At 66.0% G+C, this 13155-nt stretch carries 8 protein-coding genes; 2 read left to right on the forward strand and 6 right to left on the reverse strand.

Annotated elements, in window-relative coordinates:
• The first annotated feature begins 34 nt into the window (after positions 1-34).
• Positions 35-1270 carry a urate hydroxylase PuuD gene (locus tag AC56LR_RS04735; protein WP_497128030.1) on the forward strand — a complete coding sequence of 412 codons (1236 nt, stop codon included), beginning with the start codon at positions 35-37 and terminating at the stop codon, positions 1268-1270.
• Positions 1270-2508 (forward strand): M20/M25/M40 family metallo-hydrolase, encoded by a 1239-nt coding sequence (locus tag AC56LR_RS04740; protein WP_497128032.1) that lies wholly within the window; start codon positions 1270-1272, stop codon positions 2506-2508. Before AC56LR_RS04735 ends, AC56LR_RS04740 begins: the two co-directional genes overlap by 1 nt.
• Positions 2509-2511: 3 nt before the next feature.
• Here AC56LR_RS04740 and AC56LR_RS04745 read toward each other — a convergent pair whose 3' ends face one another.
• The 6 genes from AC56LR_RS04745 to AC56LR_RS04770 all read right to left on the reverse strand — a co-directional run bounded on the left by AC56LR_RS04745 (position 2512) and on the right by AC56LR_RS04770 (position 13155).
• Positions 2512-4698: a hypothetical protein gene (locus tag AC56LR_RS04745; protein WP_497128034.1), complete on the reverse strand. Its 2187-nt coding sequence runs from the start codon at positions 4696-4698 to the stop codon at positions 2512-2514.
• A 114-nt stretch (positions 4699-4812) separates the two neighbouring features.
• Positions 4813-7170, reverse strand: a complete 2358-nt coding sequence (locus tag AC56LR_RS04750; protein WP_497128036.1) for a S9 family peptidase — start codon at positions 7168-7170, stop codon at positions 4813-4815.
• A 476-nt stretch (positions 7171-7646) separates the two neighbouring features.
• The gene (locus AC56LR_RS04755; RefSeq protein ID WP_497128038.1) at positions 7647-8588 is read right to left on the reverse strand and encodes a hypothetical protein; all 942 of its coding nucleotides are present in this window, start codon (positions 8586-8588) and stop codon (positions 7647-7649) included.
• A 2-nt stretch (positions 8589-8590) separates the two neighbouring features.
• Positions 8591-9340, reverse strand: a complete 750-nt coding sequence (locus AC56LR_RS04760) for a DUF6345 domain-containing protein (RefSeq protein ID WP_497128040.1) — start codon at positions 9338-9340, stop codon at positions 8591-8593.
• A gap of 183 nt (positions 9341-9523) precedes the next feature.
• On the reverse strand, positions 9524-10216 hold the full coding sequence (locus AC56LR_RS04765) for a dienelactone hydrolase family protein (RefSeq protein ID WP_497128042.1): 693 nt from the start codon (positions 10214-10216) through the stop codon (positions 9524-9526).
• 95 nt (positions 10217-10311) lie between these two features.
• Positions 10312-13155 carry a M16 family metallopeptidase gene (locus AC56LR_RS04770; protein ID WP_497128044.1) on the reverse strand — a complete coding sequence of 948 codons (2844 nt, stop codon included), beginning with the start codon at positions 13153-13155 and terminating at the stop codon, positions 10312-10314.

Below are 13155 nucleotides of genomic sequence, written 5' to 3' on the forward strand. Positions count from 1 at the left end.
TATTGTCGAGGGATACCGCCAACCAGGAAGCTCCATGGACGTTTTCGGATATCTCGGGCCCTATGTGCTCGAATGGTTCAACATGCTCGTGCGCTGGCTGCACGTCATCACGGGCATCGCCTGGATCGGCGCGTCCTTCTATTTCGTCTGGCTCGACAACACGATCCGGCCACCCGCGCCGGGTTCAGACCTGGCAAAGAAGGGCGTGGCCGGCGAATTGTGGGCGGTGCACGGCGGCGGCTTCTACAACCCGCAAAAATATCTGGTGGCCCCCGCCGAGCTGCCGAAGGAACTCCACTGGTTCAAGTGGGAAGCCTACTCCACCTGGATCTCCGGCTTTGCGCTGCTGGTCATCGTGTATTACCTGAATGCGCAGGCCATGATGGTCGACCGCAGCGTGGCGGACCTCTCCAGCATGCAGGCGGTCGGCATCGGCCTGGGCAGCCTGGCGATCGGCTGGATCGTCTACGACCTGCTGTGCCGCTCACCGCTGGGCAAGCACGACCTGGCATTCGGCCTGGTGATGTTCGTCTTCCTGGTGGCCAGCAGCTATGTGCTGGGCCATTTGCTGAGCGGGCGCGCCGCCTACCTGCACGTGGGCGCGATGATCGGCACCATGATGGTGGCGAACGTGGCGATGCTGATCATCCCGGGCCAGCGCAAGATGGTGAACGCCATGCTGGCGGGCGACAAGCCCGACCCGATCCACGGCATCAAGGCCAAGCAGCGCAGCGTGCATAACAACTACTTCACGCTGCCGGTGCTGTTCATCATGATCAGCAACCACTATGCGATGACCTACCGCCACGAGCATGCCTGGGCGGTGCTGGGCGTGATCATGGCGGCGGGCGTCCTGATCCGTCACTTCTTCAACCTGCGCCACAAGGGCCGGGTCGAGTGGACGTATCCGGCGGCGGGCGTGGCGCTGCTCCTGGGGCTGGCCGTGGCGATCGCCCCAAAAGCACCGGGGCAGGCCAAGGCGGCAGCGGGGCTGGACGAGGCGGCGCGCTTCGCCCAGGTGCGCACCATCATCGACCAGCGCTGCGTGTCCTGCCACGCGCAGCAGCCGACCCAGCCCGGCTTCGCCACGGCGCCGGCCGGCGTCATGCTGCACACGCCCGAACTGGTGAGCCAGAACGCCCAGCGCATCTACCAGCAGACGGTGCAACTCAAGGCCATGCCGATCGCGAACCTTACCAACATGACCGATGCCGAACGGGCGCAGGTCGGCGCCTGGTTCGAAGCCGGCGCAAAAACCGGGAAAAACTGATGGACAAACAAACACAGGAAAGGCTGCTGGCCTGGATCGACGCGCATTTCGACGAGGAAGTCGGCTTCCTGCAGCAGGTCGTGCGCATCCCGACCGACACCCCGCCGGGGAACAACGCGCCGCATGCCGAAGCGGTGGCAAGCATGCTGACCCAATACGGCTGGACGGCCGAGCAGCACGCCGTACCCCAGCAAGAGGTGCGCGACTACGGCATGGAGAGCATCACCAACCTGATCGTGCGCCGGCCATACGCCGAAGGTGGCCCGACGCTGGCGCTGAACGCGCACGGCGACGTGGTGCCGCCGGGCGAGGGCTGGAGCCGGCCGCCCTACGGCGCCGAGATCATCGATGGCGCCATGTACGGGCGGGCCACGGCGGTCTCGAAAGGCGATTTCGCGACCTATGTGTTCGCCGTGCGCGCGCTGGAGGCGCTCGGCTTGCCGCTCAAGGGCGGGATCGAACTGCACTTTACCTATGACGAGGAATTCGGCGGCCTGCTGGGCCCCGGCTGGCTGCTCGAGCAGGGGCTGACCAAACCCGATTACGTCATCGCGGCAGGATTCAGCTACAACATCGTCACCGCCCACAACGCCTGCCTGCAGTTGGAAATCACGGTGCACGGCAAGGCCGGGCACGGCGCCATGCCGGAGACCGCGGTCGATGCGCTGCAGGCGGCCACCCGCATCCTGAACGCGATCTACGGCCAGCTGCCGGAACTGAAGAGCATCAAGTCGCAGGTCCCGGGCATCGACTCGCCCACCATGCTGGTCGGCCGCATCGATGGCGGCACCAACACCAATGTGGTGCCGGGCAAGGTGGTCATGAAGATGGACCGCCGCATGATTCCCGAAGAAGACCCGGTGGCGGTCGAGGCGCAGGTACGCAAGATGATCGAGGATGCGGTGGCCGGCATGCCCGGCATCCGGCTCGAGATCCGGCGCCTGCTGTTGTCGCATGCGTTGCGGCCGTTGCCCGGTTCCGACAAGCTGGTGGCGAGCCTGCAGCGCCACGGCCGCGCCATCCTCGGCGAAGACATTCCGGCCCAGGGCACGCCGCTGTATGCGGACGCGCGCCTGTACGGCGAGCGCGGCATCCCCGCGGTGCTCTATGGCGCCGGTCCGCGCACGGTGCCGGAATCGAATGCCAAGAAGGCCGACGAGCATTTGCAACTGGAAGACCTGCGGCGCGCCACCAAGGTGGTGGCGCTCACGCTGCTGGACTTCCTGGCGGCCGGGTAAGCCTCAGCGCGGCACGATTGCGAACTGCGGCCCCAGGCCGTAGTCGGGCTTGACGCTGCGCGCCATGAAGCGCTCCCAGGCCTTGCGGCCGGCGTCGCCCGCGGCACCGGCCGAATAGGCCAGCGCCGGCTGCATGGTCGACGGCATCCCGGTCGTGCTGGTCGAGTCGCCGGTCATTTCCCCCACCGCGAGCTTGAGCGAGGCGGCCATCTCCGGCCCGCCGCACGGCATGGCCAGCAACTGCGGCGTGTGGTTCGCGTGGTACACCTGCTCGATGCTGTCGTAGAGCGGGCCGTTGGGCCGCGCGCGCACCTTCATGGCATAGATGGCGGCATCGATCCAGCAGCTGCCGGCGCCCGTCATCCGCTGCACCGGGAATTTGGCCTTCCATGCCAGCAGCGGTCTGGCCTTGGCAAACCCGAGTTCGGCCACATGGCCCACCGCCGCGGTGACGAAGTCGTCCTGCCAGGGCGCCAGGCCGATGCCGTTTTCGTAGACTGTGGCCTGGTCGACGATGACACCGAGCTTGTTCGCCTGCGGATTGGCCGCGTACTGCGCGGTATACCAGTCCAGGTTGGCGTCCAGCAGCTGCAGGAACTGCCGCTTGAGCACATCGTTGTCCGGCGTGATGTAGGCGGCGTGCGCCAGCGTGCGCAAGGCCCAGGCCTGGCCGCGCACCTGGTCGGTCTTGACCAGTCCCTTCTTGTACTCGCGGTAGGACGGGTTCGACCAGAACACGTCGTACATGGCCCAGAACTGCAATTCCTCGAGATAGTAGTGGTCGCCCGTGAGCAGATAGGGCAGGTAGGCCAGCGAGGGCTGGTGCGCGACATCCTGGACGTTGGGGGTATTGCAGGCATCCGGCGGCGCGCACAGCGGGAAGGCCTCGAGCTTGCCGGTGGCCGGATTGAGGGTGTCGCCGCGGCTCTGCAGGATCGTCATGTAGGGATAATCGAACAGGCTGACGGGACGCCCCGTGCGCTTGTCGCGGAAGTGCGCCGAATAGCTGCCCGCGAGGTCCGCCGTGCCCAGCAGGGCGCGCCTGGCGCGCTGGTCGCCGCTGAGGATATACATGACGGCCCAGCCTGGAAGCAAGCCGATATCGGCGCGTCCGCCGGTGGTCGGCATGTAGGGCATCGCTTCGCCCGTTCCCATCGGTTCGGTGCGCGCGCCCTGCCAGCGCGCCTGCATGTCCGCCAGCGCGCGCTCCGCGACCACCACCGCCGGATCGTAGTTCGGCACCGCGCGGCTGGCCATCAGGTCCTGCATGTTCGCGCGCACGTCCACGCCCGGATCGCCGCCGACCCAGAACACCTTGCGCCAGCGCGCATGATGGTAGTGGACCAACGCCGGGCGGGTATAGGCCGGCGCGTCGTTCAGGGTGATCTCGGCATCGTAGGTGAAGTTGCGCGGATTCGGCTCGTAGGCCCAGTTGTTTTCGACCGTGACGTCGATCCGCGCACGCTGCGTGCCCGTGTAGGCGCGCAGCGCGAAGCGCGCGCTCAGGTGCGGATGCTCTTCGCCCGCCGCGCTGCGCAGCGGACCGGAGACATGCCATTCGGTGACGACGGGGCCGGCCAGCCAGGTGGCTGGGCGTGCGCCCTTCAGCAGGCGCTCGAGCGAAGCGGTATAGCGCTTGCCGTCGATGACGGCGCTGACCGTGGCGCCGCCGCTCAGGCGAGCCGGATCGGGCAGCGCGGGGGCGAGGGCGGTGCCGACCGCGGCCAGGCGCGAGGGCGTGGCCGCCACCAGCGCCAGCGCGAACGGCTTCTTGCCGGCGGGGCGGGGCAGCAGCGCGGAAATCACGGCATGCCGCACCGAGCCGTCGGGGTGGGTCGCCTTGATATCGGCCTGCAAGGCCGTGCTGGCGTCGGCCGTGGTCTTTCCATGGAGGGTGGCGGCGCGCGGCAGCACGCCCGGCGCAAACACCTGGCCGAAGGTGACCGGGACAAGTTCCCCCGCCACGCCGCCGCTCACGTTGTCTACCATGACGGTGGCAACGCTGCCTTCGATGCGCGGCATGGCGGCAGGCGCCACAGCCGCGCCGTAGCGCTTCTCGACGACCTTGCCTGCATCGAGTCCGCCACCGGCCGGCAGGCCTGCCGGCGCCTGCGCCGCGGCCTCGAAGGCGGCGCAGAGCAGGGCGCTGGAAAGCAGTAAGGAAAGGCTGGTTTGTCGGGACAGGTACATGTGGCTCCACGATGAAAGCAAGGACTGGGGCGCCCATGTTAACGCCTCCGCCGCGCGGGCGCGTTTCGTTACCCGCCAGGAAAAAAGGCGCCCGGAGGCGCCTGTGGAGTCTGCTTACTGCTTGAGCGTGCGCTCGAACAGCTGGTAGATGCGGCGGTACTGGTCGTACCAGGCTTCCGGCTGCACATAGGAGTGGCGTTCGAGCGGGTAGCTCGCCAGTTCCCAGTTGTCCTTCTTCAGTTCGATCAGGCGCTGGGCCATGCGCACCGAGTCCTGGTAGAACACGTTGTCGTCGACCATGCCGTGCGCGATGAGCAGGTGGCCCTGCAGCTTGTCGGCGTATTCGATCGGCGACGAGATCTTGTAGGCCTGCGGGTCGATGTCCGGCGTGTTCAGGATGTTGGCGGTGTACTCGTGGTTATAGGTCACCCAGTCGGTCACCGGGCGCAGCGCCGCGCCGGCCTTGAAGGTCTCGGGTGCGCGCATCAGGCCCATGAAGGCCATGAAGCCGCCATAGCTGCCGCCGTAGATGCCGACGTTCTTCGGGTCGCCCTGGTGCTTGTTGACCATGTAGTTGACGCCGTCGAGGTAGTCGACCAGTTCCGGATGGCCCATCTGGCGGTAGATCGCGGTGCGCCACTTGCTGCCGTAGCCTTTCGAGGCGCGGTAGTCCATGTCGAGCACCACATAGCCCTTCTGGACCAGCAGGTTGTGGAACATCTGCTCGCGGAAGTAGTTCGGGTAGCGCTTGCTGACGTTCTGCAGGTAGCCGGCGCCGTGCACGAACATCACGACCGGATATTTTTTGCCTGGGTCGAGCTGGGCCGGGCGATACAGCTTGGCCCAGACCGGGTCGCCGCCGTCGCTCGACGGCACCGCCACGTATTCCGGCTCGATCCACTGGCGCGCCTTGAATTCAAGGCTGCGGGTATCGGTCAGTTTCACGGCTGCGCCGCCGCTGACCGGCACCGTGGCCAGCTGCACCGGGGTGTAGCTGGCGGAGTAGTGCACCAGCAGCTTGCGCTCGTCCGGCGACAGGCGGAAGCGCTCGACGCCGTCCAGGTTCGTCACTTCGCGAATCGCGCCGTCTTTCGCGTTGACCGCGCAGACTTCGTAGTCTCCCGGGGTGGCGCGGTTGCACATCACGTAGGCGACGCTGCCGTCATGCGACCAGCGCACGTCCGACGCTTCCCACTTGCCCGAGGTGAGCGCGCGCGCGGCAGTGCCGTTCGCGTCCTGGGTGTACAGGTGCGAGTAGCCGCTTTGTTCCGACAGATACCACAGCGTGCGGTTGTCCGGCAGCCAGCCGAATTCGTTGTTGTCGTAGTTGACCCAGGCCTGTTCCGTCAAACGATGCATGGGCTTGAGCTTCGCGCCTGCCAGGTCGACGGTGGCGATCCAGCGGTCCTTGTTGTCGACCGAGCGCAGCATGACGGCGACGTTGGCCCCGTTGGCGCTCCATGCGATGGCGTCGGCGCCGTCGATCACGCGCACAGGGCGGTTGCCCTTGAGCGGGTCCTTCCTGGCGGCGGCGCGCAGGTCGGCCAGCGGGTCGGTAGCGATCCCCGGCAGCACGTCGAGGGACAGGTCCTGCACCGTGTTGGTGCGCAGGTCAACCAGCTTGAGTGCATGCGGCGCCGGCGTGTTGCGTCCGACGCGGGTGCGCTGGTCGTCGAATTCCTCGTAGCCCGATTCGGTGACGTAGCGCGGCAGCTTGCCGACGCGGCCCTTGTCGCCGTTCTTCGGGGCGGTGACGACGATCAGCCAGCGGCCATCGGGCGAGAGCGCGCTGCCTTCGATCGTGACCTTGTCGCCGAAGTACACGGGCGCGGGCGGCATCGACGGATCGAGGCGGCGCTGCTCGTTCATGCGCTCGCGCAGGGCGTCGCGCTCATCCTTCTGGCGCTTGAGGGTGGCGATCAGGCGCAACTGCTGGTCGCGCAGCGGGTCGTCTTCGCTCACTGCCGGGTCTTTCGCGGCGCGCGGCAGCGCGACCGGGCCGACCACGCGGCTGGCGCGCTCGAAGGCGTACCAGTCGGTGCCGATGCGGTAATGGACGCTGCGCTCGTCGCTCGAATACTGCGGCGCTTCGAGCTTGCTGGCGCCGCGGGTGATCTGCACCAGCGCGCCGTTCTTCAGGTCGCGCTCGAACAGATCGCCGTTACGCAGCATCAGGGCGCGGGTGTTGTCGCGGTTGTAGACGACCACGTCGCCGTCGAGCTTCGCCAGTTCGGCGTCAAGCACCAGTTTCGGCTTGCCGCCCTGGGCCACCTGCCAGGTATCGCGCACGGGCGAACCGGTGCGTTTCTGCTTGTAGAACACCTGCTTGCCGTCCCAGCTCCACCAGGCGGTTTCCGCCGGGGTGCCGATCCAGTCGGGGTGGGCCATGGCCTGGTCGAGGGTGATCGGCGTGGACGCCGCCGCCGGCAGCGCGATCAGCGCCGCAAAGAGTGTGAGTGCAGGTGTACGCATCGTAGGTAGGGGACCGAGTGAAAGGAGAATTGCTTTCTTGCTAGAAAATGCGAATTGCATTCTAGCTCAGTCACCATCGATACGGGGAAGGGATGCGGAAGCTGTGTCCGCCAGAACAGCGCTCCGATGTTTAACCGCGCACGGCCGGGGCCCAGCCGCCGTGTGCGGCGTAGAGTTCGATCGAGAAGCTGCGCACGGCCGAGACGGCGGTGGCGAAGTGACGGCGGATGCTGCGTGTGGTTGCGGCCATGATGATCTCCCGTTGTGAATACTGCGATGTTGCGTTGCAGTATAGGGATCTCTCAGCCATAAATAAACTTTCTGTTCGTGATGCCGGCGATACGTAATGTGAATAATTGACGACTTGACCCGGCCGCAGTTATTGATGTGGCGAATGTCTCATCCATGCCACTGTGAATGAGAGGGGCGGCGGGCGCGGTGACCGCCTGCACCGGCGCAGGCGGTCACCGCGGCTGCTAGCGCAGCACGTCCTTGCAGTGCCCGCCGATGCTGGCGCGGGAGCGCGCCGCCACCTGGTCGGTGCCGAACAGCGGCAGCTCCTGGTAGGCGCGTTCGGTAGCGGGCACGGCGAACACATAGCCCTGGGTCTCGAGCTTGTGCCGCACTTCGACCTGGGCCACGTAGACCGGGGCCAGCACGCGCTGCGCCTTGCGCTTGCCGAGGTCGAGGTAACCGAACTGCATCGACCGCACCCGCACCGCATCCGATGGCAGCCGCTCCTTGGCATTGCCCAGCACGCTGGCGAGATTGCGCGCGATCTGCTGCGCGCCCGCTTCCGGCGAGGTCACGATGGCGCTGTCAAGGGTCTCGGCGACGCCGGGGCGGATGCGCAGCGACAGTGCATCGAGCTGCTTGTCGCCGGCCAGTGTGATCGCCACCGAAGCCGCGCCCAGCACCGGGATCCCGTTGATCGCATGGCGCCAGGCCCCGGTGGCGCGCAGCAGCACCGGCTCCGAGCTGCGCTCGCGGTCCGCGCCTTGCGCCTTCGAGAGCCACAGGCGCTCGAAGGCGAGGCTGCCCCGATCGCCCGTCCACTCGCCGAGCTTGAGCCTTTGCGCCGTTTCGACGACCAGGCGCTGCAGCACCTCGCGTTCCTCGACACGGGCAAACGGCGCCTCGAGCGGCGCGATGCCTGCGCTGAACTGCAGGGCGCCGGAGGCGTGGTAGATGACGGCGCGTGCGCCGCCGGTGAGCTGGACCAGCGTGCGGTCGTCGCGCGTCGTGAAGCTGGCGTGGTCGCGCGAGCAGCCGTGGGCTTCGTGCAGCAGCGAGATGAAGCGCGTGGCGCGCGCCCGCACGTCGTCCTGGGTGAAGCTCTGCAGCACCAGCACGTCGGCGCGGGCTGGCTGGCCGGGGCAGGAGGCTGCCAGGCTCTCGATCAAGGCTTGTTCGTTCATGATTAACCCTCCGTCCAGTACCACAGGATGCAGGCCTGCTGGGCCGGCGGCAGGTCGGCGTCCACATTGCCGTGTCCCCACAGGTGGTCGCGGTTCAGGTAGGAGCGCTCCCAGCGGATGTTCCCGTTGTTCCAGGTGGCGGCGTCGCCCACGCAGACCGTGATCGGGTGGTTGTCGACCCACCAGTCGGACACGCCGTTGTGCCAGGCCGAATGAACGGTGTCGCCATCAAGCAGGTTGTCGGCCACGTCCTCGCCGCATTCGTCGGTGGTGATCCCGTCCCACATGGTTTCCCACGCCCCGCAATAGATGTGCATGCGCGCGAAGATGTTCCACAGGCCGGTGACGCGGTTGCGGTTGACGGTCTCGCACGAATAGGCCATGACCCATTCGCTGTTCCAGTCTTCGCCCAGCTGCCAGCGATTCGAATAAGTGCGCCATTCGCTGTGCGCGGTGTCGTACAACATGCGCGCGCGTCCGTCTTCTTCGTGGCCGCCGTGGGTCTCGAGCCAGAACAGGTCGACGTCGTCGACCCAGCTGCGGTCGTCGCCACCCTGGTCGGTGTCGCGGATGTCGGTTTCCCAGCAGTCGGTATTGGCCCAATAGAATGCGCGGGCGTGGCCGGCCCCGCGCAGCTTCGCGTCGAATCCGTTACTTCGGTTGAAGGTGTAAGTGAGGTCTCCAGCCGTGCTCACGCCCGCGGCGCGCGCATGACTGAAGTAGCGGATCGCTTCGACTCCGAACCTTGCCATGGCAAACTCCTTTCCATATCGGAAGCTACGGCGCCGGCCCGTTGCGGGCACGGCGGTAGGTAGCAAGCTTTACGGTAGGCCTGGCCGGCGGGCGCCGGCCTGTCGTGGATCAGAGACGGTGGTGGTTGGGTGTCCGGGCAGACAGTCCGGTCCTTCCGGCTTGCGCCAGTCGCGACCGCGCGCTCAGCGCAGCATGCGCGCGAAGAAGGCGTCGGTGCGGCTGGCGGCGAGGGTGGCGGCAGCCGCGTCGTAATGATTGCCGCCCGGACGTGCAAAGGCGTGGTTGCAGCCGGGATAGGAATACAGCTCGGCCTTGCCGGCCAGTGCGGCGCGGATGGTCGCCTGCGCATCCTTGCCGATGTACTCGTCTTCTTCGGCGAGGTGATAGAGCAGGGGAGCCTTGATGTTCGGGGCCTCGTTCACGTGCTGGTCGGTGCCGCCGCCGTAATAGGCGGCAAAGGCGTCGCCGTCGGTGCGCGCCGCGCTCAGGTAAGTCATCAAGCCGCCCAGGCAATAGCCGGTCACGCCGACCTTGCCGTTGGCGTCCTGCAGGCTGCGCGCCTGCTTGATGGTGAGGTCAATGTCCTCGACGCCCTTGTTCACGTCATAGGCCTGGTACAGCGCAAAGGCCTTGGCCCAGTCGCCCTCGCGGGCTTCCGACAGGAACACGCCCGGCTCGAGGCGCCAGAACAGGTCGGGGCAAACGGCGATATAGCCCTTGGCCGCATAGTCGGCCGCGATGCTGCGGATGCCGGCGTTCACGCCGAAGATTTCCTGCAATACGATGACGACGGGATGAGGTCCCGGTGTGGTGGGGCGGGCGACGTGGCAGTCGAAGCTGCCCTCCGGCGTCTGTACCTTGAGTTGTTCAGTCATGGAGATCCTTTCGAAGCGGGTGGCGCCGTCTGCGGGCGGGGAAACTCTGCCCGCCCATCATATCGGAACTGCCTCCCGCTTCGATTACGTATGGATCACTTGGCGATCAGGACCGGCTCGCCGAAGCCCAGTTCCTTCATCCGCGGCAGCTGGGTTTTTGCGTCGCCCACCACCAGCCAGACCATTTTCGACGGATCCAGGTAATTCGTCGACAAGGCCTGGATCTGCGGCAGGGTCATGGATTTGACGATCCGCTCGCGGTCCTTGACGTAGTCGGCGCGCCAGCCGTACTTGCTGATATTGTCCAGCATGCCCAGCTTGGCCGCGGCCGTCTCGAAGGCCCGCGCATTGCTCTTGACGAGGAAGTTGCGGGTGGTTTCCAGGTCGGCGGCGGAATAGGTCGCAGGGTAGTCCTGCAGGATCTGTTTCACCAGCTGGGAGGACTCGAGCGTGACATTGCTGCGCACGCCGCTGCCGATGGTGAAGGCGCCCGCGCTCTTGCTGCCGGAGAAGTTCGAATTGATCCCGTAGGTGTAGCCTTTACCTTCACGCAGTTGCTGGGTCAGGCGGGAAGCGAAGCCGCCGCCGCCCAGGATGTAGTTCGCCACGGCGGCCGGGTAGAAGTCCGCGTCGGTGGCGGCCAGCGCGCGGTAGCCGACCTGCAGCACCGATTGCTTGGCATCCGGCACATCCACGAAATACACCTTGGCCGGCGCCAGGCTTGCCGCGCGCGTCGGCGCCGGCAGGGTGACGGCCTTGGCCTTCCACTTGCTGCCGAGCGAGGCCAGCGAACGTGTCATGACGGCTTTCGGCAAGGCGCCGACCACGTGCATGCGGGCCACCGATGGCGACAGGTTGGCGGCGTAATACGCCTTCAGGTCGTCGATGCCGATCGCATTCACCGTATCAAAGGTGCCGAGGATGTTGCGCGAGCGCAGGTCTTCCTTGGCGTAGATCAGCTTGTTGAAATTGCTGCTGGCCAGCGCGTTCGGATCGGCTTCCTGCTGGCGGATCTGGCTCAGCACGCTCTGCTTGATGAGGGCGAATTCCTTTTCGTCCCAGCGCGGCTCCAGCAGGATCTCTTCGACCAGGGCCAGGGTCGCTGGGTAATTGCGCGCCAGGGTGGTCACGCTGATGCGCACGTCTTCAAGCCGGGCCGACACATTGATCGTGGCGCCCAGTTGCTGGATCGCTTCTTCCAGTTCCTGCGGGGTGCGCTTCGCGGTGCCCTGCGTCATCATGCGCGCCATCAGGTTGGCCACCCCCACCTTGTCGAGCCTGTCGAGCAGCAGGCCGCCGTCGATCGCGATATCGAACTGCACCAGCGGCACTTCGCGGTTCTCGATGCCGATCACGCGCATGCCGTTGGCCAGCCTGGTGTCCCACACCTGCGGCACCTTGAGCGCCGGCGTCGGGCCGTAGGCCGGCTCCTTGCTGCGGTCAAAGGTGGATGCGGTCCTGGCGTAGTCGGCATTCGCACTCGCATCGACCGCCTTCTCCGCCCCCTGCACGACTTTTTCCTCGACGACTTCGGCCTTGGCCGAGCCAGTCAGGGCCAGGTCCAGCTTGCCTTTCGGGACGAAGCTGGTCGCAACATACGGCTTGCCCTTGATATAGGTGTCGTAGACGCGCCGCACGTCGGCACGCGAGACCGCCAGCGTCTTCTTGATGCCTTCCGCGACATAGCCTGGATTGCCGGTCAAATAGTTGTATTCGGCCAGCAGCGCTGATTTGCCGAGCACGCTGGACACCGAGTTGTAGAAACGGGTTTCGATGCCGGCCTTGATGCGGGCGAGGTCTTTCTCGGAAATGCCTTCCTGCTCGAACCTGGCGAAAGCCTGGCCGACGGCGGTTGCGACGGTATCGAGGGGCTTGCCTTCGAAAGCACGAACCCGCAGCATGAACTGGCCGGCCAGTTCCGATGTCTGGTTGCCGATCTGGACGCTCGGCGCCAGCTTGCTGTCTTCCACCAGTACTTTATAGAAGGGCGCGCGCTTGGTCTGGGACAGGTATTCAGCCAGCACCTCAAGCGCGTAGGAATCGGCGTGCAGGTCTTCGACGGTCGGCCAGGCCATGGTCAGCTCGGGGAGCTTGGCGAAATTGTCTTCGTGGGCCAGTTTGACGGTTTGCGCCACGCTGCCGGCGCGCTTGACCATCGGCTTGATGGCGTCGCCGCGCTTGATTTCGGAAAAATACTTTTCGACCCATTTGCGGGCCTGCACCGGATCGAAGTCGCCGGCCAGCACCAGGGTCACGTTGTTCGGCACATACCAGAGGCGGAAGAATTCCTTGACGTCGTCGAGCTGCGCATTCTGCAGGTCTTCCAGCGAACCGATCACCTGCCAGTTGTACGGATGGTCGGCCGGGTACAGGGCCTTGTTGATGACGTAGCGGGTGTGGCCGTAGGGCGCGTTGTCCACGCCCTGGCGCTTCTCGTTCTTGACGACCTGCTTTTCCTTGGCCAGCACCGGATCGGTGACGGTGTTGATGAACCAGCCGAGCTTGTCCGCTTCGGCCCAGATCATTTTTTCCAGCGCATCCTTGGGAACCGTCTGCAGGTAGTTGGTGCGGTCCTGCGAGGTCGACCCGTTGGCGCCCGAGCCGCCGATGCGCGCCGTCATCTTGTCCAGGCCGCCCTTGCCGAGGTTTTCCGATTCCAGGAACAGCAGGTGCTCGAACAGGTGGGCAAAGCCGGTGCGGCCGACTTTTTCACGGGACGAGCCCACGTGCGCGGTCAGGTTCACGGCCACGACGGGGTCGGAGCGGTCGATGTGGAAGATCACGTCCATGCCGTTGGGCAGGGTGAACTTCTGGTAGTCGACTTTCAGGACGGCGTTCGGCGCTGCTGCTGCCTTGGCCGGCGTGGCGGCATGGGCGGTGGAGATCGTGCTTGAGGCAAACAGGGCGACCAGCAAGAGGGGGAGGGGGCGAAGCTGCAT

This window comes from Telluria sp. ZT3P39 (assembly GCF_059685935.1).